This is a genomic window from Thermohalobaculum xanthum (assembly GCF_016623495.1).
Taxonomy (GTDB): domain Bacteria; phylum Pseudomonadota; class Alphaproteobacteria; order Rhodobacterales; family Rhodobacteraceae; genus Thermohalobaculum; species Thermohalobaculum xanthum.
The window spans coordinates 262641-283777 of the sequence record NZ_JAEHHL010000008.1 but is presented as its reverse complement, the minus strand read 5'-3'; the positions used below and the strand labels follow the sequence as shown (position 1 = coordinate 283777).

General features: G+C 70.7%; 20 protein-coding genes. 9 read left to right on the top strand and 11 right to left on the bottom strand.

Annotated features, from left to right (window positions below; translation table 11 throughout):
- Positions 1-57: 57 nt before the first annotated feature.
- From H0I76_RS14615 to H0I76_RS14605, 3 genes are read left to right on the top strand one after another with little or no spacing between them, the layout of a single operon-like run.
- Complete coding sequence (locus H0I76_RS14615; protein WP_200611207.1) at positions 58-1089, top strand: iron ABC transporter substrate-binding protein; 1032 nt, start codon at positions 58-60, stop codon at positions 1087-1089.
- On the top strand, positions 1065-2081 hold the full coding sequence (locus tag H0I76_RS14610) for a FecCD family ABC transporter permease (RefSeq protein WP_200611206.1): 1017 nt from the start codon (positions 1065-1067) through the stop codon (positions 2079-2081). The genes H0I76_RS14615 and H0I76_RS14610 overlap by 25 nt, the downstream gene beginning before the upstream one ends.
- The gene (locus H0I76_RS14605; RefSeq protein ID WP_325166460.1) at positions 2078-2908 is read left to right on the top strand and encodes an ABC transporter ATP-binding protein; all 831 of its coding nucleotides are present in this window, start codon (positions 2078-2080) and stop codon (positions 2906-2908) included. Before H0I76_RS14610 ends, H0I76_RS14605 begins: the two co-directional genes overlap by 4 nt.
- A gap of 41 nt (positions 2909-2949) precedes the next feature.
- Here the strand turns inward: H0I76_RS14605 and H0I76_RS14600 are convergent, their stop codons facing one another.
- Positions 2950-4662, bottom strand: a complete 1713-nt coding sequence (locus H0I76_RS14600; protein ID WP_200611201.1) for a GNAT family N-acetyltransferase — start codon at positions 4660-4662, stop codon at positions 2950-2952.
- 206 nt (positions 4663-4868) lie between these two features.
- On the opposite strand from H0I76_RS14600, the gene H0I76_RS14595 reads away from it, so the two are divergent.
- Positions 4869-5459, top strand: coding sequence for a LysE family translocator (locus H0I76_RS14595; protein ID WP_200611198.1), 591 nt, complete (start codon positions 4869-4871; stop codon positions 5457-5459).
- A 20-nt stretch (positions 5460-5479) separates the two neighbouring features.
- Here the strand turns inward: H0I76_RS14595 and H0I76_RS14590 are convergent, their stop codons facing one another.
- The 10 genes from H0I76_RS14590 to dctP form a co-directional block, all read right to left on the bottom strand.
- The gene (locus H0I76_RS14590; protein WP_200611196.1) at positions 5480-5908 is read right to left on the bottom strand and encodes an ion channel; all 429 of its coding nucleotides are present in this window, start codon (positions 5906-5908) and stop codon (positions 5480-5482) included.
- A gap of 95 nt (positions 5909-6003) precedes the next feature.
- A complete protein-coding gene (chrA, locus tag H0I76_RS14585; protein ID WP_200611194.1) occupies positions 6004-7446 on the bottom strand; it encodes a chromate efflux transporter in 1443 nt (480 codons plus the stop codon).
- Positions 7443-8267, bottom strand: coding sequence for a chromate resistance protein ChrB domain-containing protein (locus H0I76_RS14580; RefSeq protein WP_200611192.1), 825 nt, complete (start codon positions 8265-8267; stop codon positions 7443-7445). Before H0I76_RS14580 ends, chrA begins: the two co-directional genes overlap by 4 nt.
- Before the next feature lie 199 nt (positions 8268-8466).
- The gene (locus H0I76_RS14575) at positions 8467-9837 is read right to left on the bottom strand and encodes an aminotransferase (RefSeq protein ID WP_200611190.1); all 1371 of its coding nucleotides are present in this window, start codon (positions 9835-9837) and stop codon (positions 8467-8469) included.
- A gap of 46 nt (positions 9838-9883) precedes the next feature.
- On the bottom strand, positions 9884-11344 hold the full coding sequence (locus H0I76_RS14570) for an NAD-dependent succinate-semialdehyde dehydrogenase (protein WP_200611188.1): 1461 nt from the start codon (positions 11342-11344) through the stop codon (positions 9884-9886).
- A gap of 142 nt (positions 11345-11486) precedes the next feature.
- Entirely contained in the window at positions 11487-11981 is a 495-nt protein-coding gene (locus H0I76_RS14565; protein ID WP_200611186.1) for an Lrp/AsnC family transcriptional regulator, read from the bottom strand.
- Positions 11982-12121: 140 nt separating this feature from the next.
- Positions 12122-12562 carry a universal stress protein gene (locus tag H0I76_RS14560; protein WP_200611185.1) on the bottom strand — a complete coding sequence of 147 codons (441 nt, stop codon included), beginning with the start codon at positions 12560-12562 and terminating at the stop codon, positions 12122-12124.
- Positions 12563-12574: 12 nt separating this feature from the next.
- Entirely contained in the window at positions 12575-13852 is a 1278-nt protein-coding gene (locus H0I76_RS14555) for a TRAP transporter large permease (protein ID WP_200611183.1), read from the bottom strand.
- 21 nt (positions 13853-13873) lie between these two features.
- On the bottom strand, positions 13874-14461 hold the full coding sequence (locus H0I76_RS14550; RefSeq protein ID WP_200611181.1) for a TRAP transporter small permease: 588 nt from the start codon (positions 14459-14461) through the stop codon (positions 13874-13876).
- A gap of 104 nt (positions 14462-14565) precedes the next feature.
- Positions 14566-15591 carry a TRAP transporter substrate-binding protein DctP gene (gene dctP / locus H0I76_RS14545; RefSeq protein WP_200611179.1) on the bottom strand — a complete coding sequence of 342 codons (1026 nt, stop codon included), beginning with the start codon at positions 15589-15591 and terminating at the stop codon, positions 14566-14568.
- A 343-nt stretch (positions 15592-15934) separates the two neighbouring features.
- On the opposite strand from dctP, the gene eutB reads away from it, so the two are divergent.
- From eutB to aqpZ, 5 genes are all read left to right on the top strand, one after another.
- Positions 15935-16915, top strand: a complete 981-nt coding sequence (eutB, locus tag H0I76_RS14540) for a hydroxyectoine utilization dehydratase EutB (protein WP_200611178.1) — start codon at positions 15935-15937, stop codon at positions 16913-16915.
- 2 nt (positions 16916-16917) lie between these two features.
- On the top strand, positions 16918-17910 hold the full coding sequence (eutC, locus tag H0I76_RS14535) for an ectoine utilization protein EutC (RefSeq protein ID WP_200611176.1): 993 nt from the start codon (positions 16918-16920) through the stop codon (positions 17908-17910).
- 41 nt (positions 17911-17951) lie between these two features.
- Positions 17952-19130 (top strand): ectoine hydrolase DoeA, encoded by a 1179-nt coding sequence (gene doeA, locus H0I76_RS14530; RefSeq protein WP_200611175.1) that lies wholly within the window; start codon positions 17952-17954, stop codon positions 19128-19130.
- A gap of 4 nt (positions 19131-19134) precedes the next feature.
- Positions 19135-20181: a N(2)-acetyl-L-2,4-diaminobutanoate deacetylase DoeB gene (gene doeB / locus H0I76_RS14525; RefSeq protein WP_200611173.1), complete on the top strand. Its 1047-nt coding sequence runs from the start codon at positions 19135-19137 to the stop codon at positions 20179-20181.
- 100 nt (positions 20182-20281) lie between these two features.
- Entirely contained in the window at positions 20282-20977 is a 696-nt protein-coding gene (aqpZ, locus tag H0I76_RS14520) for an aquaporin Z (RefSeq protein ID WP_200611171.1), read from the top strand.
- Positions 20978-21137: the final 160 nt, after the last annotated feature.

Here is a 21137-nt window from a genome sequence, read left to right as displayed (position 1 = left end):
ACGTCCGAAGGCTCGGGCGCGGCCCGGGCCGGGGTACCGAAAGGGCAAGGAGGGGACATGCTTCGCTGGCTGGTTGCCGTCGTCTTTGCGCTTGCCGCCCTGCCGGCGGCCGCGCGCAGCGTGACCGACAGCGCCGGGCGCGTGGTGGAGGTGCCCGACACGGTGCGCACCGTCTTTGCCGCCGGCCCGCCCGCTTCGATCCTGGTCTATGTCGTCGCCCCCGAAGCCCTCACCGGCTGGCCGCGCGCCCTGCGCGACGAGGAGCGTCCCTACATCGCCGCGCCCTACCGCGACCTGCCCGAGACCGGCCGGCTGACCGGACGCGGCGGCGAGGCCAATCTCGAGCGCGTGCTGGCGCTCCGGCCCGACGTCATCATCGATTTCGGATCGGTCCGAGACACCTATATCGACCTCGCCAACCGCGTTCAGGCCCAGACCGGCATCCCCTACCTTCTGGTCGATGGACGCTTCGAGGCGACGCCCCATGCCCTGCGTCTGATCGGCGAGGTGCTGGGCGTGCCCGAGCGGGGCGAGACGCTGGCCCGCGACGCCGAGAACACCTTCGCCCGGATCGACGCGATCCTCGCCGGCGTGCCCGAGAGCGCGCGTCCGCGCGCCTATCTCGCCCGCGGGGCGGAGGGGCTCGAGACCGGGCTCAAGGGCTCGATCAACACCGAGATCCTCGAGCGTGCCGGCGCGCGCAACGTGGCCGATCCCGGCGACGGCCGCCGGGGGCTGGTCCAGGCCTCGATCGAGCAGGTGATCGTCGCCGACCCCGAGGTGATCGTGACCTGGGACCGCAATTTCTACGACCGGGTCTGGCGCGATCCGCTGTGGGGCGGCATCGCGGCCGTGCGCACGGGGCGCGTCTATCTCGCGCCCACCGCGCCTTTCGGCTGGATCGACCGGCCGCCCTCGCTCAACCGGTTGATGGGCCTCAGATGGCTGGCCGGCCTGTTCTACCCCGAGCGCTGGACCGGCGATCTTCGCGAAGAGGCGCGGGCGTTCTACAAGCACTATTATCACGTCGATCTCGACGAGGCGGATCTGGACAGGCTGCTCGAATGGTCGAAGGGACGCGCGCCGTGAGACGCGACGCCACGCTGCCGCTGGCGGCGGGGCTCGGCTTCGGACTCGTGGCGATGGCCTTCGCGGCACTGCTGATCGGGCCCTATCCGGTCTCGCCCGCGCAGGCGATCGGCGCGCTTGCGGGCGCCGAGACCGGCCAGGCCGCGACGGTCGTGCTGTCGATCCGCCTGCCACGGGTGGCGGCAGCTCTGCTGGTGGGCGGCGCGCTCGCCGCGGCGGGGGCCAGCTACCAGACGCTGTTCCGCAACCCCCTCGTCTCGCCCGACATCCTCGGCGTGTCGGCCGGGGCGGGGCTGGGCGCGGTGCTCGGGATCTTCCTGTCGCTGCCGGTGGCGGCGATCCAGGGCATGGCCTTCCTTGGCGGTCTCGGCGCCGTTGCGCTGGTCGCGCTGGTCGCGGCGGCGGTGCGCAACGCCGACCAGACCCTCGTGCTGGTGCTGACCGGGGTCGTGGTGGGCGCGCTTGCGGGGGCGGCGACCTCGCTCCTGAAGGTTCTCGCCGACCCCTATGACCAGCTCCCCGCGATCACCTTCTGGCTGCTCGGTAGCCTCGCGGCCGTGACTGCCGAGGACATGCTGCCCGCGCTGCCGGTGGTGCTGGTTGGCCTCGTGCCGCTGGTCGCGCTGCGCTGGCGGATCAACGTGCTCTCGCTCGGCGACGAGGAGGCGCGTGCGCTGGGCGTCGAGGCGGGGCGGCTGCGCCTCCTGGTGATCGCCGCGGCCACGCTGGTGACCGCCAGCGTGGTGTCGCTGGCAGGTGTCGTCGGCTGGGTCGGGCTTGTCATCCCCCATCTCGCGCGGATGCTGGTGGGTCCGGGCTTCGGGCTGCTGCTGCCGGTCTCGGCAGCGATCGGCGCGGGGTATCTCCTGGTCGTCGACACCCTGGCCCGCAGCGCCACCAGCACCGAGATCCCGCTGGGCGTTCTCACGGCGGTGATCGGCGCGCCCTTCTTCATCGGGCTCCTGGCCCGCGGCCGCAGGGGATGGACGTGAGACTGGCGGCGCAGGGCCTTGCCATCGGCTATCCCGGCCGCCGGATCGGCGCGGGCATCGATCTCGAACTGGCGCCCGGCGGCATCCTCTGCCTGCTGGGCCCGAACGGCTGCGGCAAGACCACGCTCTTTCGCACGCTGCTCGGCCTGATCCCGGCGCAGGGCGGCGAGGTGCTGCTGGGCGGCCGGCCGCTCGCCGCCGCCCGGCGGGCCGAGATCGCCCGCGCCATCGCCTACGTGCCCCAGGCCCATGCCCCGCCATTCCCGTACCGGGCGCTCGACATCGTGCTCATGGGCCGCACCGCGCGGCTGCCGGCGCTCTCGCAGCCGGGCGCGCGCGACCGGGAAATCGCGCTCAGGGCGCTCGACCGGCTGGGGATCGGGGACCTCGCGCAGGCCGATTACTCGCGCCTCTCGGGCGGGCAGCGCCAACTCGTCCTCATCGCCCGCGCGCTGGCGCAGGAGACGCCCCTGATGGTGATGGACGAGCCCACCGCGAGCCTCGATTTCGGCAACCAGGCGCGTGTTCTGGCCGAGATTGCCGGGCTCGCGGGCGGCGCCGGCGGGGAACCGCTCGGTGTCGTACTCTCGACCCATGATCCCGACCAGGCCTTTGCCCTTGGTGCCGAGGTCGTGCTGATGAAGGAGGGCCGCATCCTTGCGCGCGGCCGCCCCGAGGCGGTCCTGACGGGCGAGGCGCTCAGCACGGTCTACGGCGTGCCCGTCAGCGTCGAGCGCACCGAGGGCGGACGGCTCGTCTGCCTGCCCGCCCTGGGCCGCCGGCCGCCGGGGCAGGCCGCGAGCCCCGAGGTCATGGATATCGCATAGACCAGCTTGCCCGCCGGGATGCAGGCCTCGTGGCCACCCCCTCAGTTCGGCGCGGCCGATTGGTCCGCGCGCGCCTCCTCGGTGGCGTGTGGCGCCGCAGGCGCGTCCGCGAAGCCCAGCGCCCGCGCGGCGCCCATCCCCTCGGCTTCGCCTGCGTCGATCAGCAGAACGGCCTCGCTCTGTCCGCCGGCGGCGAGGTCGCCAAGGATCCCGGCCAGCAAGTGCCGCAGCGCCGCGCCGGCCGGCACCGTGCCACACCAGTCGATCGCGTGGATCAGGGGCGCATCCGCTGCCACGACGCCCCGGTCCGCCAGCGCCTGGCCGCGCTCGTCGCCCGAGGCTGCGTGCAGCCAGGCGGTGATCCGCACCGCGTCGCCCTCGCGCAGGCTGTACAGGGTCTGCCCCTCCTGGAACCGCCCCAGCGCCGCCGAGAGCCGCGCGCGCCGGATCGAGGCGGGCAGCCCCGCGCTCGCGGTCATCAGGTCGGCCCAGGCCTGCCGCCCGATCCCGTCGCCGGCCGCCTCGGGCGGATCGCCCGCGATCCGGGTCACGAGGCAGGCGACTCGGCCGCCGCCCGTCGCTCCACCCCGCGCGAAGACGCCCGCGAGCCCGAGTTCGCGCAGCCGGTGCCGGGCCGCCTTGAGGTCGCGCTGCCAGCGCGCGAACCGCTCTTGCGCGGCAAGCCCCCGCGACGCGGTCAGATCGACGATCGCTCCCTTGACCGCCGTTGTGGCCCGCGAGCGCAGCGCGGCCGCGCGCGTGCCCAGCACCGTGAGCCGTGCAAGCTCCTGCTCGCTCGTCGCGAAGCGCTGCTTGTAGGGATCGGTTCCGGGCGTCAGGTCCAGTTGCTCGAAGCCTTCCTCGCACAGCATGCGCGCAAGCTCGACCAGCAGCAGGCTGCCCGGCGAGTTGCGGCTGTCGGCGGGGCCGAAGGTGCTGAGCCCCAGCAGGCAGGTCCGCCCGTCGCAGCCGCCGATATGGAAGGCCAGCGGCCGTTCGCCGTTCCACAGCACGGTGAAATGCACGGCATCGGGGTCCTGCATGCGCTCGACGAAGAACGCGGCCTTGCAGGGATCGTCGGCGAAGGGCCGCACGCCATTGATCGCCTCCTGCCGGAAATCGCACTGGCGGGCGATCTCGGCCATCAGATCACACGCCTGCCCGGGGTCGCGGATCCGCTCGAACCGGTAGCCGCCCGCCTTGCGGTAGCGGTTCATCTTGGCGCGCAGCGACTTGTTCGAGAGCAGCTTTTTCAGCTTGTCTCCGTCGCGCAGATCCAGCACGGGCGAGTTCCGGCGTTCGACCGCGACGTGCAATCCCGCGCGCGCCAGCGCCGGATCCCCGGTCCAGTCCAGCGGCGTGCCGGGCGGGCCCCAGCGCCACTGCCAGCTGCCGAAGGGGATCTCGCGGCGGAGCGCGGCCAGCGCGTGCAGGGGAAACGCCGCGTCCTCGGCGGGCCGCGCGATCCAGCCGTGATACTCGGCCTGTTCGGCCCCGGCATGGGTCAGCTTGCCGTCACGCTTGCGCAGCGCCAGCGGCATCAGGGCCGCAAGCGCGCCGCCGTGCCCACGCGCCGTGACGATCACGGGGGCGTAGACCTCGGCATAGGCACGGAACCACGCACGAACGAATGGCGGTTCCTGCAACAGCGTGAATTTCGGGTCGAGCGCCGCGAGCTCACCCCATGCCGCAAGGAAATCGGCATCCGCAAGCAGGGCCCGGCCGTGCTCGCCGGTGGCAATGGCAATCTCCACGCTCCGAGGCCTCCACCCGCACACTCGCACGCTCCCGACGCCTGTCAGGGTAGCCGCGATCACCGGCCGATGCCACGGGTTTTGCATGCTCTGGTTGTCTCGCGCGGCGGCCTTCGCTGCGCCCGCCCATTATCGCGTGACCGGCCGGGGGTGGCGCGACGGGCCTGCGGTGTTGCCAAGCCATGGGCCGCTTGTTACGCGGGGCCATGATCGAATTCGCCGCGGCCGTCTTCTTCCTCATCATCACCCCCGGGCCCGGCGTCCTGTCGACGGCGGGGGTCGGCTCGGGCTTCGGCTACCGCGCGGGGCTTGCCTATGTCGCAGGGCTCTGGGCCGGCAACAACCTGGTCGCGGGGCTGGTGATCTCGGGCATCGCCGCGGCCGCGCTGGCGCTGCCCTGGCTGCGCACGGTGCTGCTGTTCGGCTCGGCGGCCTATCTGCTCTGGCTCGGCGTCAAGATTGCCTTCGCCGGCGCGCGCGTGGCCTTCATCCACCCCGAGCGCGCGCCCGGCTTCTGGAACGGCCTCGCGTTGCAGCCGATCAATCCCAAGGCCTACGCGGTCAACACCGCCTTCTTCTCGGGCTTCGCCTTCATGCCGGGCTCGCTGGTGGCCGAGACGGCGGTGAAGCTGCTGATCATGAACGCGATCTGGATCCCGATCCATCTTGCGTGGCTCTGGGCCGGGGTTACGCTGCGCCGCCTCGATCTTGCTCCCGGGGTGCAACGGACGATCAACATCGGCATGGCGGCGGCCATGCTCGCGGTGGTCGCGATCGCGGTGGCCGCGCAGCTCTGAGGGACCGGCAGCCCGGCGCCTCAGTGATCGTGGTGCTCGATGTAGACGTGCTGCACCGTCAGGAACACCAGCGCCGTCGTCCAGCCGATGATGATCGTCCCGTTCGCCGATGCGAATGCGCTCAGCAGCCGCCATTCGGGCCCCAGCACGATGTCGCCATAGCCCAGCGTGGTGAAGGTGACGGTCGAGAAATAGAGCGCCTCCTCGAGGGTATCGAAGGCAACGAGCGCGCGGAACAGGCCCGCCCATGCCCAGCATTGCGTGCAGATCGACACGAACAGCCAGATCACCACGACGATGATGATCAAGGCCTTGCGCAGCGGCGATCGCCGCACAGCCACGCGCGTCGCGAAGGGTCCCGCTGTCTGGATCGCGGCCATGAAGGACGCATGGATCACGACCGTCAGGGCGATCATCGCGAAACCGATCATGAGCTGGTGCAGGATCATGCGGCGGAATTCCTCTCTCGTTCGTCGCCACTTTCCGCGTCCGGGCGCGGCTGCGCAAGTGGCCGGGCTACCGCGCCGCTGGATCCGACGGCCGCTCAGCCGCCCGCCAGCCCCGTGAAGTAGAGCACGATCCCCGCCACCGCGCTGCCGCCGAGCACGGTGAAAAGGCCCGCCTGGAGCCGGAACACCGCCACCAGCGCGGCCACCACCAGCACCGCGGCGGCAGGGTCGAGCGTCGAGAGGACCGGGATCTCCATCCGCAGCCCGAAGCCCTCGAACAGCCTGACCTCGCCGAACAGCACATGCAGCCCGAACCAGACCGCGAGGTTCAGCACCACGCCCACCACGGCCGCCGTGATCGCCGCGAGCGCGCCCGAAAGCGCGGCGTTCTGCCGAAGGCGCTCGACATGCGGCGCGCCCAGGAAGATCCACATGAAGCAGGGCGCGAAGGTCACCCAGGTGGTCAGCAGCCCGCCCAGCGTGCCGGCCATCAGCGGCGGCAGCCCGCCGGGGTCGCGGAACGCGCCCATGAAACCCACGAACTGCGTGACCATGATCAGCGGGCCGGGCGTGGTCTCGGCCATGCCCAGACCGTCCAGCATTTCGCCCGGCCCCAGCCAGCCATAGGTGCCGACCGCCTCCTGCGCGACCCAGGCCAGCACCGCGTAAGCGCCGCCGAAGGTGACGACCGCCATGGCCGAGAAGAAGGAGGCGATCTCGGTGAAGACGTTGTCCGCACCCAGCGTCGCCAGCAGCGCGAGCGATGGCGCGACCCACAGCCCCAGGCAGACGAGTCCCAGCCGCATCGCCTGCCGCATGCCGCCCCGCGCATGCGCCGGCACTTCCTCGCCCAGAGCGGTCTCGGCGTCGGCGACGTGGCTGGTGCCGGTCGCCCCGTGACCGGCGCCCCCGCGGAACGCCTTGAGGTCCCGGCGCGCGCCCACATAGCCGGTCAGCGCGGCGACCGCGATGATCAGCGGGAATGGCAGGTCGAAGGCATGGATCGCGACGAAGGACGCCGCCGCCAGCGCCACCATCGCGGAGTTGCGCAAGGCGCGGCTGCCGATGCGCACCACCGCCTGCAGCACGATGGCCAGGACCGCCGCCTTGAGCCCGAAGAACAACGCCTCGACCAGCCCTACATTGCCGTAGAGCGCGTAGATCCAGCTCAGCGCCATGATCGCGACGAGGCCGGGCAGCACGAACAGCAGGCCCGCGATCAGCCCGCCCAGAGTCCGGTGGAGCAGCCAGCCGATATAGATGCACAGCTGCTGCGCCTCGGGGCCCGGCAGAAGCATGCAGAAGTTCAACGCGTGCAGGAACCTCGCCTCGCCGATCCAGCGCTTCTCCTCGACCAGGATGCGGTGCATCACCGCGATCTGCCCGGCGGGCCCCCCGAACGACAACAGCGCGATGCGGGCCCAGACCGCCGTCGCCTCGCGCAGGCTGGGATAGGCGGCCGCCGCGGGCGCCGCGGATGCCCCCGGGGGCGGGGCGGGTGCGGCGCTGGCCGGGCCGGTCACATGCGCCCCGGTCATGACGCGGCTCCGGGCTTTCGGGCCGGCCAGTCATGGGTCTCGCCGGTCGCATCTCGGCACCAGCGGTAGAAGGCGTCGTAGAGCGTCATGCCTGCCTCAAGCTGTTCGAGATCGTCCGGATACATGCGCGAAAGGCCCAGCGAGGCCGCGAGCAGCCCCGCCGCCTCGGGCTCCAGCTCGAGCCGCGCGGTGTCCGCGGCCCGCACGATCCGCGCAAGCCGCGCCAGCGGCTCGGCTTCCAGGCCGAACTCCTCGACCATCGTGTCGAAGCTGCATGCCTCGCCGCGGTGGCTCCAGAACACGTCCTCGATGTCGAAGGGCGTGGCCCCGAACCGCTCGGCGACCGCGGCGACCTCGGCCGGCGCGACGTAAAGGAACACCGCCCCCGGATCGACGAAGCGGCGGATCAGCCATGGGCAGGCGATGCGGTCGATCTTGGGCCGCGCGCGCGTCACCCAGACGGTGCGGCCCTGCGCGTCGCGCGGCGGGATCCGGTCGGTGCGCACCAGCATGCCGCCCGCGGCGCGCCATGCCTCGAAGCCGCCTTCCAGCACCTCGGCGGCGGCGCCGAGGTGGCGCAGCCAGGCCGCGGCGCCCTGGCTGAGCTTGGCGCCCGCCTGGCAGATCGTGACGACCGTCCGCCCGGCCAGCGCCGGTCCCCAGTCCCCGACCGCGCCATGCGCGCGGCGCAGCGCGCCGGGCACCAGCCGCGGGTCGGCCTCGAAATCGGAATCCAGGCGCAGGTCGATCAGCACCGGGCATCGCGGTGTGCCGATCAGGCGCGAGAGCTTGTCGGATGAGATGGCGTTCGGCGCGGGCATATGCGTTCCTCCCCTTCGCTGGGTGCATTCCGGAACGCGATGCTTGGGCCTTGCGCCTCGTGGGGAGATCGCGGTCCCCATGGCGCCAAACTACGACCGCCGCGGCGCCTGTCAAGAGCTGCCGCGGCGGTCGGGGAAATCCGCTCTGCGAACCGGAGCCAGGGGCGGCCGGCGCCGCCCCGTCGATGCGGCGCCCGCCTCAGCCCAGCACGTCGCGAACGGCGCCCGCGGTCGCCTCGACGATGCGGCCCGCCTCGTCCTCGGTCAGGGAGAACGGGGGCGCGAAGCCGATGATGTCGCCCTGCGGCATGGCGCGTGCGATGACGCCCCGGCGCAGCATGGCGGCGGCGACCTGCGGGCCGACCTTGCGCGCGGGGTCGAAGAAGGTGCGCGCTTCGCGATCCTCGACGAACTCGATGGCCTGCAAGAGGCCCTCGCCGCGGATGTCGCCGACATGGGCGTGCCCGCCCAGCGCCTCGCGCAGGCCGGCCTGCAGCACCGGCGCGACGCGGCGCAGGTTGCCGATCAGGTCCAGGTCGTCGATCAGCTTGAGGTTGGCCACGCCCGCCGCGGCGCCGATGGGATGCGCCGAATAGGTCCAGCCATGGCCGATCGCGCCGAACTCGTCGGTGCCCTGCTCCAGCACCTTCCACACGCGCTCGGAAACGATCGAGCCCGACAGCGGCGCATAGGCCGAGGTCAGCCCCTTGGCGATGGTGATGATGTCGGGCTTCATGCCGTAGAACTCCGAGCCCCACATGTCGCCCAGCCGCCCGAAGCCGGTCACCACCTCGTCGGCGATCAGCATCACGTCGTACTTCGCCAGCACGGCCTCGATCGCCGCCCAGTAGCCGGCGGGCGGCGGCACCAGGCCGCCCGTCCCCAGGGCCGGCTCGCCGATGAAGGCCGCGACCGTCTCGGGCCCCTCGGCGAGGATCATCTCCTCGAGCCGGGCCGCGCAATGCGCCGAGAACTCGGCCTCGGTCATCGCCGGGTCGGCGCGCCGGAAGTAGTAGGGCGCCTCGGTATGCTTCACCTGCGGCAGCGGCAGGTCGAACTTCTTGTGGAACAGCTCGAGCCCGGTCAGCGAGCCCGTCACCAGCCCCGAGCCGTGATAGCCGCGCCAGCGCGAGATGATCTTCTTCTTCTCGGGGCGGCCGAGAATGTTGTTCATGTACCAGACCAGCTTGACGTTGGTCTCGTTCGCGTCGGACCCGCCCAGGCCGAAATAGACCTTGCTCATATGCGCCGGCGCGCGGTCGAGGATCATCTTGGCCAGCGTGATCGAGGCCTCGGTGCCGTGGCCGACATAGGCGTGGTAGTAGCTCAGCTCGCGCGCCTGCGCGGCGATCGCCTCGGCGATCTCGCGGCGCCCGTAGCCCACGTTCACGCAATAGAGCCCGGCGAAGGCGTCCAGCAGCTTCGTGCCGTCGCGGTCGGTGATGTAGCAGCCCTCGCCCCCGGTGACGATGCGCGAGGGGGCCTCGCCGCGGGCGTGCTGCGCCAGGTGCGTCGAGGGGTGAAAGAAGGTCTCGCGGTCCCACTTGGCAAGCGTGTCGTTCGTCAGCATGTCGTGCTCCTGTTCCGCCCGTTCGGGCTCGGCGTCCTGCCCGGGGTCAAGCCCAGTCGCGGCAGACGTATTTGACTTCGGTGAATGCCTCCAGCCCAAGGCGCGAGCCCTCGCGGCCCAGCCCGGACTGCTTGTAGCCGCCGAAGGGGATCGGCGCGCCGGTGACCTTGGTGCGGTTGACCGCGACCATGCCGAAGCGCAGCGCCCGGCTCACGCGGTAGATCCGCCGCGGGTCCTGGGTGTGCAGGTAAGCCACGAGGCCGTACTCGCCCTCGTTGGCGCGGGTCACCGCCTCGTCCTCGGCATCGAAGGGCGCGATGGCGGCGACGGGGCCGAAGGTCTCCTCGCGCCAGATCAGCGCGTCGGCGGGGACATCGGCCAGCACCGTGGGTGCGAAGCAAAGCGGCCCCGCCGGATGCCCAGCGCCGCCGGTCAGCACCCGTGCGCCGTGCGCGACCGCGTCGTCGACATGGGCGCGCTGCTTGGCCAGCGCGCGCTCGTTCATCAGGGGGCCGATATCGGGATCGTCGACGCCCCGCCCGACCGAGAGCCGCGCCGTCGCCTCGGCGAACCGCGTGCAGAAGGCGTTGTAGACCGGCCGCTCGACCATGATCCGGTTCGCAGCCAGGCAGTCCTGCCCCGAGGTCGCGAACTTTGCCTTGATCGCTTCTTCGACCGCCTGGTCGAGATCGGCATCGGCGAAAACCAGGAACGGCGCATGCCCGCCCAACTCCATCGTGAGCCGCTTGATCGTGTCGGCGCATTGGCCATAGAGCAGCCGCCCGATCTCGGTCGAGCCGGTGAAGCTCAGCGCTCTCACCCGCGGCTCGCGCGTCCAGGGGCCGACCACCGTTGCCGGTGCGCCGGTCAGCACGCCGAAGACGCCCGCGGGCATGCCGGCGCGCTCGGCCAGCACCGCCAGCGCCAGCGCCGAGAACGGGGTCTCGGACGAGGGGTGCACCACCACCGGGCAGCCGGCAGCCAAGGCCGCCGCGGCCTTGCGGGTGATCATCGCGCAGGGGAAGTTCCACGGCGTCACCAGCGCGGCCACGCCCACGGGCTCGCGCCACAGCTCGACCTCGGCATCGGGCAGATGCGAGGTCACGCTCTCGATGTTCGGGCGCTTGGCCTCCTCGGCGTAGAACTCGACGAAGGCGGCGGCATAGTCGATCTCGCCCCGGGCCTCCGACAGAGGCTTTCCCTGCTCGGCGGTCATGATCCGCGCCAGGTCCTCGCGGCTCGCCACGATCAGCTCGAACCAGCGGCGAAGCAGCGCCGCGCGCTCCTGCGGCAGCATCGCGGCCCATGCCGGCCAGGCTGAGTGTGCCGCCTCGGCCGCCGCGGCGCTCTCAGCCTCGGACAGTGCGGGCACATGGCCGACCAGCGCGCCGTCGAACGGGTCGTGCACGGGGATGCGCGCGCCGTTTGCGGCGTCGATCCAGGCCCCGCCCGAGAACGCCTGCTCCCGAAACAGCGCGCCGTCCTTCAGCCCGAGCCTCTCGCCCATCTCCGCCTCCGTGAAAGGGATGTCCCTGCGCGCCATGCGCAGTCGGCCGGACTCTAGCGGCCGCGCGGCGGAAGGTGGCTCTGATCTTGGCGCGGCGCGCAAAAGAAGGCTCCGCAAGTTGCCGGGGCCTTGGAAGAATTCACTACGCGTCGATCCCCTCGCCCAGTTCCAGCGGGGGCGGCGTGTGCTTCACGTCCTTGGTCACGAAGTAGGTATAATACCGTTTCACGCCCGCATCGGCGTGCAGGATGCCGTCCAGCAGGTGCTGGTAGGCCTCGACGTCGGGCGCCGCGACCTTGATCACGTAGTCGATGCCGCCGCCGACGGCAAAGCACTCGAAGATCTCGGGGATGGTCGCGATCAGCGCCTCGAAGCGGTCGAAGTCGTCGCTGCGATGGCTCTCGAGCTCGAAGGTGACGAAGGCATAAGTGCGCGGGGCGAAGAAGTCGAAGGCGATACGCGCGCCATAGCCCTGGATCACGCCGGCTTCCTCAAGCCGCTGCAGCCGCGCCCAACAGGGTGTCGCCGACAGGTTGACCCGGCGGGCCAGTTCCGACTTGGTGATGCGTCCCTCGCGCTGCAGGATCGCGAGGATCTTCAGATCCCGGTCGTCCAGCTTGATCGTCCGCCCTGACATGCACCGGTCGCCCTTCGCCGCACCATTCGCATGGACCGGTTGCGGCGCCCGGCCGCGTCCGTCCGCGCGAGGTTCCGACGACCCTAGCGCAACTCTCCCCGCGGCTCCAAGCGGGATGCGCGGGCGCGCCGGGCGCGGGCTCACTTCACCAGCACGCATGTCACCGGCGACAGGCTGCCGACCTTGTGCGAGACCGAGCCGAGCAGGAACCCCTCGACATCGCCCAGCCCGCGCGAGCCCATGACGATGGCGTCGGCCTCGATGCGCTCGGCGAAGGCCACGATCTCCCGAGCCGGCTGGCCGCGCTGGGCGAAGGCCTCGATCCGTTCCGCCCCGGCCTCGGCGGCGCGCGACTTGCCCGCCCGAAGCACCTCGGCGGCGTGGTCCTTCAGCGCGCTGTCGGGCGTCTCGGCGGGCCTTGCTCGGACCATCGACAGCGAGGCCTCCAGCGGGCTGTGATGCCGGTAGACGCAGACCAGGGTCAGCGCGCCGTCGAACTTGCGCGCCAGCCCGGCCGCCGTGTCGATCGCGCGGAACGACTGCTCCGACCCGTCGATTGGCACGAGGATCCGCTCGAACATCGGTAAGCCTCCTCAGCGGAACGCCAGGTCACGCAGGAACAGCGCGATCTGTGGGAAGAAGATCAGCGCAGCACTCACGCCCACCAGCATGGCGACGAAGGGCGGCGTGCCGCGCACCACGTCGACATAGGGCCGGCGGAACACCGCGATGGCCGTGAAGATGTCGCATCCGAAAGGCGGCGTGGCCGAGCCGATCGCCACCTGCAGCGTGATGATCACGCCCACCAGCACCGGGTCGATCCCCGCGCCCGAAACCAGCGGGGCGAAGATCGGCGTCAGCACCAGGATGACGACGATCGGGTCGACGAACATGCAGCCGATGAAGAAGGCGACCGAGATCGCGACCAGCACCATGACCGGCCCCGCGTCAGCCAGCCCCAGCGCGCCCAGGATCTGCTGCGGGATCTGGTTGAACGAGATCGCCCAGCTGAAGGCGGCACCGGCGGCGACAAGGATGAACACCACCGCGGTGATCAACCCCGTCGACTTGGCGATCTCGACCAGCTCGGCCAGCTTCAGCGAGCGGAAGATCACGAATTCTAGGATCACGGCATAGACCACGCAGACCGACGCGGCCTCGGTCGGACTGAAGATGCCGCCATAGATGCCGCCCACCACGATGACCGGGAAGCCCAGCGGCCACAGCGCGCCCTTGACCGCGTCGATCCGCTCGGCCCAGCTCGCGCGCTCGAGCACCGGGATGTCGTGGCGCTTGGCGTAGATCACGCAATAGACCGAGAACAGCACCAGGATCAGCAGGCCCGGCCCCACGCCCGCGATGAACAGTTCCGAGATCGAGGTGCCCGAGATCACCCCGTAGATGATCATCGCGATCGAGGGCGGGATCAGCATCGCGATGTCCGAGGCATTGACGATCAGAGCCAGTGTGAAGCTGTCCTTGTAGCCCGCCTCCAGCATGCGCGGGCGCAGCGGGCTGCCGATCGCGACCACGGTCGCCTGCGTCGAGCCCGAGACTGCGCCGAACAGCGCGCAGCTGGTGGCCGCGGTGACGCCCAGCCCGCCGCGCAGATGGCCGACGAAGCGCATCACCAGGTCGATCAGCCGGTCGGCGGAATGGCCCTTGGTGATGATGTCGGCGGCCAGGATGAACATCGGCACCGCGACCAGCGCCGAAGGGCGGATACCCGCGATCATCTGCTGCACCATGATCTCGGGCGGAATCGGCATGTAGACGAAGAAGGCGACGAAGGAGCCCGCGATCAGCGGCACCATCATCGGAAAGCCCAGCAGAAGAAGGACGATCATCACGCCCAGCATTGTCGCGGTCATGGACGGGCTCCTCCTGCGGGCTCAGACCTCGGTCGGGCTGTCGTCATAGCTGTCGATGACCGAACTGCTGACATAGACCTCGGGACGGGTCAGGTTCACCACGGCGGTCATGACGTACTGGATCCCCGTGACCACGAAGCCGACCGGCGCCCAGACCAGCGTGACCCAGACGGGCACGCGCAGGGCGGGGGCGACGCGCCCGGTGTCGAGGACGCTCTGGACATAGGCCAGCGCGTACCAGGCCAGCACGAACATCGCCGCGGCGGTGATCAGCGCGATCACCACCATCAGCCATTTGCGGGCGCGGTCGGGCATGGCGTCGTAGAACGCCGTCATGCGGATGTGCCGGCCCTGCCGCGCGGCATAGCCGATGCCGAAGAAGGTGATCAGCACGACCAGGAACTGGTTGAGTTCCTCGGCGAAGAAGATGCTCTGGCCAAAGACGAAGCGGCCGATCACGTTGGCGACCGACAGCACGGCCATCAGGATAACGCCCGCGGCCAGCACCGCGGCCTCGAGCCGCGCGATCAGCCCGTCGAGGGCGGCGAGCGGCCTCAGCCAGCCCTGCGCCGGGATGGCCGTGTGGTCCTGCGATCCGTTCTCAGCCATGCGCGACTCCGGGAATGAAGGGGCTGGAAGGGGCGCGCCTCCGCGCACGCCGCCGGAGAAGACGCGCGGCGGACGTTCCGGCCCGCCGCACGCTCACTGCCCAATCAGCTCTCGCCTGCACGCTCCTTCGAGGCGGCGATGTCTGCCTCGAAGCCCTCGAGCACGGCCTTGCCGCTGTCGCCGACCATCTCGACGTATTTCTGGCGAACCCGGTCTGCCGCCGCACGGAACGGCGCGCGCTGCTCGTCGGTTAGGACCGTGACGGTCATCTCCGGCTTGGCCTCGAGGATCTTGGCCTCGGCGCTCTCGGTCAGGCCCTGCTGGTAGTCGATGATGTAGTCATAGGCCGCGTCGGCTGCGGCCTGCACCACGGCACGATCCTCGTCGGACAGGCCGTCCATGAAGGCCTTGTTCGCGATCACCGCGGTCGTGAAGGTATTGTGACCGGCATAGGTGATGTGGTCGGTGACCTCGTACATCTTGGTCGACTCGACGAAGAACATCGGGTTCTCCTGCCCCTGGATCATGCCCAGCTGCAGCGCGCCGAACACCTCGCCCCAGGGCAGCGGCGTCGCCGTCGCGCCGAAGGCGTTGTAGGTCTCGACCAGCAGTGGCGAGGTCATCACCCGGAACTTCACGCCGTCGAGATCGGCGGGGCTCGTCACGGGCTCCTTGGTGGTCATTACCACCTCGCCCTCGGGGTACATGTCCACCAGCTCGAGGCCCTGGTCGGGATACTTGCCGGCCAGCGTCTCGTTGATGGTGGGCGAGGTCTTGTAGAAATCGGCCAGCACCGCCGGGTTCTCGGGCAGGACGTATGGCATCAGGAAGATGTTGAGCTCGGGGATCTCGGACCCCATGAAGCCCGGCGAGGCATTGGCGAACTGCACCGCGCCCAGCTGCGTCAGCTCGGTGATGTCGGCCGACTCGCCCAGCGTGCCGAAGGGGAAGATCGCGATGGTATGGTCGGAATTCGCCTCGACATGTTCCTTGAACTTCGTGGCGTAGACGCCCTGCACCTCGTGGATGGCCTCCTCGAGGGCGAACTTCCACTCCGCGGCCAGCGCGGAACTGGCACTCAGCGCCGCGATCGCCGCGCCGCACATCAATGCACGGGTCAGTCTGGTCATTGGATGTCTCCCTGTCGTCACGAGCGCAACCCTCACCAGCGGGCAGCATTTCGCCGCCCGGCGGGGTCTTTTCTTGCTGTCATGAAGCATTGCGGAGCGATGGTTTGCGGTGAAGCGAGAGGTTTTCTGTTTTTCCGGGAAATACGGGATGAAATTCTCGTCTGCGGCCCGAGAATGGAAAATCCCGCTATTTGATCCCGATTGCAGCGAATCTTGCCCGGATCGCATAGTGACGGTGTGGAATCGTCAGGAGCATGGCGGCGATGCGGGCTCGACTACTCGGCATCTGCGCCACCCCCGCCCGCGTGGCGGGAGCGGCGTCTCGCACCCGGCGGAGGCCCGGATGACCGCGCCCGATTTTGCCGACATCCTCGCCGCCCGGCGCCGCATCGCGGCGCATGTCAGGCGCACGCCGCTCGAACGGTCAGCCGCGCTCTCGTCGCGGCTGGGAGGGGAGATCCATCTCAAGCTTGAACACCGCCAGGTCACGGGCGCCTTCAAGCTGCGGGGCGCGGCCAACGCGCTGCTCGCGCTCCCCGAGGCGCGCCGCCGCGCCGGGGTCACCACCGCATCCACCGGCAATCACGGCCGCGCCCTTGCCCATGCCGCCCGCGCGGCGGGTGTACCCGCGGTGATCTGCCTCTCGCGCCTCGCCCCCGCCAACAAGGTTGCGGGCGTCGAGGCCATGGGCGCCGAGGCCCGCGTCATCGGCGAGAGTCAGGACGAGGCGATGATCGAGGCCGAGCGCCTCGTCGCCGAGGAAGGGATGACGCTCATCCCTCCCTTCGACCATGCGGACGTGGTGGCGGGGCAGGGCACCTGCGGGCTCGAGATCGTCGAGGACCTGCCCGATGTGGGCACCGTCCTGGTTCCGCTCTCGGGCGGCGGGCTGATCGCGGGCGTGGCCCTCGCGGTCAAGACCGCCCGGCCGCGGGCGCGCGTGGTCGGCGTCTCGATGACCCGGGGCGCGGCGATGGCCGCGAGCCTCGCCGCAGGCCACCCGGTCGAGGTGCGCGAGGAGGAAACGCTGGCCGACAGCCTCGGCGGTGGGGTCGGGCTCGACAACCGCGTCACCTTCGCCATGGTCCGCGACCTGGTCGACGAGGTGGTGCTGCTCGACGAGGCCGAGATCGCCGAGGGCATCCGATGGGCCTACGCCGCCGAGGGCGAGGTGATCGAGGGTGGCGCCGCGGTCGGCATCGCGGCGCTGCTGGCCGGCAAGGCCGCGCCGCGCGGGCCGACCGTCGCGCTCTTGTCCGGCAGGAACATTGACCTCGGCCTGCACCGCCGGGTCATCTGTTCCGACACGCCTTGGGAGGGCTGACCATGCCGCGCATCCGCATTGCGACCGAAGCCGATTTGCGCGCCGCGGTCCGCCTCGACCGCGAAGCTGTCGATTGCGTCGAGCAGGCCTTCGGCGCCCTCGCCCAGGGTGGCGTGGTCATGCCGCCGATCCTGCGCCTCGACATCCCGGCGGCGAACGGCGAGGTCGACGTCAAGACCGCCTACATGCCCGGCGTACCCAGCTTCGCCATCAAGATCAGCCCCGGCTTCTTCGACAACCCCAAGCTGGGCCTGCCCAGCGTGAACGGGCTGATGACGCTGTTCAGCGCGCGAACGGGCCTGCTCGAGGCGGTGCTGCTCGACAACGGCTACCTCACGGACGTGCGCACCGCCGCGGCGGGGGCGGTCGCCGCGCGCCACCTCGCGCGCGAGGACGCGGCCGTCGCCTGCATCGTCGGCGCCGGGATCCAGGCCGCGCTCCAGCTCGAGGCGCTCACCCTGGTGCGGCCCATCGCCCGGGCCCGCATCTGGGCGCGCGACGGCGCCAAGGCGCGGGCCAGGGCAGCCGAGCTTGCCGCGCGCCTTGGCATCGAGGTGAGTGCCGCCGCTGACCCCGAGGCCGCGGTCGCCGCCGCTGACATCGTGGTGACGACGACGCCCTCGACCACGCCTCTGGTGCAGGCCGGATGGCTGCGCCCCGGCCAGCACGTCACGGCGATGGGCTCGGATGCCGAGCACAAGAACGAGCTCGATCCCGCCGCCATCGCCCGGGCCGATCTCTACGTCGCAGACAGCCTCGCCCAGACCCGCCGGCTGGGCGAGCTGCACCACGCGCTCGCCTCGGGGACGGTCGCCGACGACGCGGGCTTTGCCGAGCTTGGCCGGATCGTCACCGGCCAGATCCCCGGCCGCACGGCGCCCGGTCAGATCACCGTCTGCGATCTGACCGGCACCGGGGTGCAGGACACCGCCATCGCCACCTACGCCATGTCGCGCCTCGCCGGCTCGGGCGCGGGCACCGACTTCGACGCCTGAGCCGTGACCCATCGCCTGCCACTCGCACAAGGATCCCGCCCATGAGCGCCACGCTCCGCTTCACCCATGACGAATTCGACGCCCGTCTCACCAAGACCCGCGCCGCGATGGAGAAGGCCGGGATCGACCTGCTGTTCGTCACCGACCCCTCGAACATGAACTGGCTCACCGGCTATGACGGCTGGTCGTTCTACGTCCACCAGGGCGTGATCGTGAGCCTCGACGACGCGCCGGTCTGGTGGGGCCGCGGCCAGGACGCGAACGGCGCCAAGCTCACCTGCTGGATGCCAGAGGAGCGGCTGATCGGCTATCCCGACCACTACGTGATGTCGACCGAGCGTCACCCGATGGACCATCTCTCGGCGCTGATCCGCGACAGGGGCTGGGGCGCGCGGCGCATCGGCGTCGAGATGGACAACTACTACTTCTCGGCCGCCGCCTTCGCCGCGCTTACCCGAGGGCTTCCCGACGCGCGCTTCTCGGACGCCACCGCGCTCGTCAACTGGCAGCGCGCGGTCAAGTCGCCGGCCGAGCTTGGCTACATGCGCGAGGCGGCGCGGATCGTCGAGGCGATGCATGCCCGCATCGTCGAGAAGGCCCAGGTCGGCATGCGCAAATGCGATCTGGTGGCCGAGATCTACGACGCCGGCATCCGCGGCGCCGGCGGGGTGGGGGGCGACTACCCCGCGATCGTGCCGCTGCTGCCCTCGGGGGTCGACGCCTCGGCGCCGCACCTGACCTGGGACGACCGGCCGATGCGCGCGGGCGAGGCCACCTTCTTCGAGATCGCCGGCTGCTCGCGGCGCTATCACTGCCCGCTGTCGCGCACCATCTTCCTCGGCAAGCCAACCCAGACCTTCATCGACGCCGAGGCCGCGGTGCTCGAGGGCATGGAGGCCGGGCTCGAGAAGGCCCGCGCCGGCAACACCTGCGAGGACATCGCCAACGCCTTCTTCGCCGTGCTCGCGCGCCACGGCATCGTCAAGGACAACCGCACCGGCTACCCGATCGGCGTCTCCTACCCGCCGGACTGGGGCGAGCGCACCATGAGCCTGCGCCCCGGCGACCGCACCGTGCTCGAATCCGGCATGACCTTCCACTTCATGACCGGCCTCTGGATGCAGGACTGGGGCCTCGAGATCACCGAGAGCATCGTGATCGGCGAGACCGGGCCCGAATGCCTCGCCTCGGTGCCGCGCAAGCTGTTCGTCAAGGACTGAGCCGATGTCCGAGTCCACCCACGGGGCGATCCCCGGCCTGATCCCGCCCAGCCCGGTCAGCCCGACCATCGACCTCCAGGCGCCGGGCGCGCGGCACGGCCATCTGCGACTGCCGTGGAGCCGCAACGACAGCGCCTGGGGCAACCTGATGATCCCGGTCAGCGTGATCGCGGGCGACCGGCCCGGTCCGACGGCGCTGATCACCGGCGCCAATCACGGCGACGAGTACGAGGGGCCGCTCGCCATCCTCGACCTCGCGCACAGCCTCGCGCCTTCCGAGGTCGCGGGCCGGGTGATCCTGCTGCCCTTCATGAACCACCCGGCCTTCCGCGCCGGAACCCGGGTCTCGCCCATCGACGGCGTGAACATGAACCGCTGCTTTCCCGGCGGACCCGACCAGTCGATCACCCGCCAGATCGCCGATTACGTCTTCCGCGCGCTGGTCTCGCCCGCCGACATCGTGCTCGACTTCCACTCGGGCGGGAAGACGCTCGACTTCCTGCCCTTCGCCGCCAGCCACGTGCTGGGCGACCCCGGCCACGACGCGCGCTGCGCCGCGGCGGCGCGGGCCTTCAACGCGCCCTACACGGTGAAGATGCTCGAGATCGACAATGTCGGCATGCTCGACACCGCCGTCGAGTCGCTCGGCAAGACCTTCGTGACCACCGAACTGCGCGGCGGCGGCACCGCCACGGCCGAGAGCGTCGGCGTCGCCCGCAAGGGGCTCAGGAACGTGCTGATCCACGCCGGCATCCTCGACGAGCCGCCCGAGGTGGGGCCCTCGCGCTTCCTCGACATGCCATCGCTCGACTGCTTCACCTTCGCGCGCGAGGCGGGGCTCTTGGAGATGCTGGTCGATCTGGGCCAGCCGGTGCGCCGCGGCCAGACCATCGCCCGCATCTGGCCCACCGACCGCTCGGGCGCCGCGCCCGAGCCCTGTCTTGCGGGGCTCGACGGCGTGCTGGCGGCGCGGCATTTCCCCGGCCTGATCCAGCCCGGCGACACCGTGTCGGTGGTGGCGGTCGAGGACCCGGAGGCGGCGGCGGGGTAGGGGGCGCCGCGCCTCACACATTCGTTTTCCGGCCCGGTGAATTGTGGCAGCATTGCGGCCGCAGGCATTTTCGAATCGTGTCATTTCTCCGGGGGAAACCATGGGAAACAAGCTCGCCGCCGAGTTCTTCGGCACCTTCTGGCTCGTGTTGGGGGGCTGCGGCAGCGCCGTCCTCGCCGCCGCGTTCCCCGAGGTGGGGATCGGCCTCCTGGGCGTGTCCTTCGCCTTCGGCCTCACCGTCCTGACGATGGCCTATGCGGTCGGCGGGATCTCGGGCGGGCATTTCAACCCCGCGGTCACGCTGGGGCTCGCGATCGCAGGCCGCTTCGAGATGAAATCGCTCGCCTCCTACTGGGCGGCGCAGGTCGCGGGCGCGATCGCTGCGGCGGTGGTGCTGTACGTGATCGTCTCCGGCCAGGCCGGGTTCGAGGGCGTGGGCGGCTTCGCGTCGAACGGCTACGGCGAGGCCTCGCCGGGCGGCTACGGCCTGTTCTCGGCCCTGGTCACCGAGATCGTGATGACCGCGTTCTTCCTGATCATCATCATTGGCGCGACCAGCCCCTCGGTACCCGCGGGGTTCGCCCCGATCGCCATCGGCCTGGGGCTGACGCTCATTCACCTCGTCTCGATCCCGGTGACGAACACCTCGGTCAACCCGGCGCGCTCGACCGGTGTCGCGCTTTTTGCCGACGGGCCCGCTCTCGCGCAGCTTTGGCTGTTCTGGGTTGCCCCGCTGCTGGGCGCCGCGGGCGGCGCGATGTGCTGGAAGCTGATCGGCGGCGCGGGCAAGGGCTAGAGCACGGGGGCGGCGACCGCACGGCCGGTCGCTATACCCAGCCGGACCCGCTCGGGCTCGCGGACGGCGGCAGCCTCTGTGGCTATGCGCGGCAGAACCGCGCCACCGGCGGAGTTCCGGGCCATCGCCCCCCGCCCGGCGCGGTCCTTGCCCCCGTCCC

Coding starts and splice junctions, on each gene's coding strand:
- H0I76_RS14610 (WP_200611206.1), top strand. CDS start 1,065: ATGGTCGAAGGGACGCGCGCCGTGAGACGCGACGCCACGCTGCCGCTG.
- aqpZ (WP_200611171.1), top strand. CDS start 20,282: ATGGGAAACAAGCTCGCCGCCGAGTTCTTCGGCACCTTCTGGCTCGTG.
- doeB (WP_200611173.1), top strand. CDS start 19,135: ATGTCCGAGTCCACCCACGGGGCGATCCCCGGCCTGATCCCGCCCAGC.
- H0I76_RS14560 (WP_200611185.1), bottom strand. CDS start 12,562: ATGTTCGAGCGGATCCTCGTGCCAATCGACGGGTCGGAGCAGTCGTTC.
- H0I76_RS14555 (WP_200611183.1), bottom strand. CDS start 13,852: ATGACCGCGACAATGCTGGGCGTGATGATCGTCCTTCTTCTGCTGGGC.
- H0I76_RS14590 (WP_200611196.1), bottom strand. CDS start 5,908: ATGATCCTGCACCAGCTCATGATCGGTTTCGCGATGATCGCCCTGACG.
- H0I76_RS14580 (WP_200611192.1), bottom strand. CDS start 8,267: ATGCCCGCGCCGAACGCCATCTCATCCGACAAGCTCTCGCGCCTGATC.
- doeA (WP_200611175.1), top strand. CDS start 17,952: ATGAGCGCCACGCTCCGCTTCACCCATGACGAATTCGACGCCCGTCTC.
- chrA (WP_200611194.1), bottom strand. CDS start 7,446: ATGACCGGGGCGCATGTGACCGGCCCGGCCAGCGCCGCACCCGCCCCG.
- H0I76_RS14550 (WP_200611181.1), bottom strand. CDS start 14,461: ATGGCTGAGAACGGATCGCAGGACCACACGGCCATCCCGGCGCAGGGC.
- eutC (WP_200611176.1), top strand. CDS start 16,918: ATGCCGCGCATCCGCATTGCGACCGAAGCCGATTTGCGCGCCGCGGTC.
- H0I76_RS14595 (WP_200611198.1), top strand. CDS start 4,869: ATGATCGAATTCGCCGCGGCCGTCTTCTTCCTCATCATCACCCCCGGG.
- H0I76_RS14575 (WP_200611190.1), bottom strand. CDS start 9,837: ATGCTGACGAACGACACGCTTGCCAAGTGGGACCGCGAGACCTTCTTT.
- H0I76_RS14615 (WP_200611207.1), top strand. CDS start 58: ATGCTTCGCTGGCTGGTTGCCGTCGTCTTTGCGCTTGCCGCCCTGCCG.
- H0I76_RS14565 (WP_200611186.1), bottom strand. CDS start 11,981: ATGTCAGGGCGGACGATCAAGCTGGACGACCGGGATCTGAAGATCCTC.
- eutB (WP_200611178.1), top strand. CDS start 15,935: ATGACCGCGCCCGATTTTGCCGACATCCTCGCCGCCCGGCGCCGCATC.
- H0I76_RS14570 (WP_200611188.1), bottom strand. CDS start 11,344: ATGGGCGAGAGGCTCGGGCTGAAGGACGGCGCGCTGTTTCGGGAGCAG.
- dctP (WP_200611179.1), bottom strand. CDS start 15,591: ATGACCAGACTGACCCGTGCATTGATGTGCGGCGCGGCGATCGCGGCG.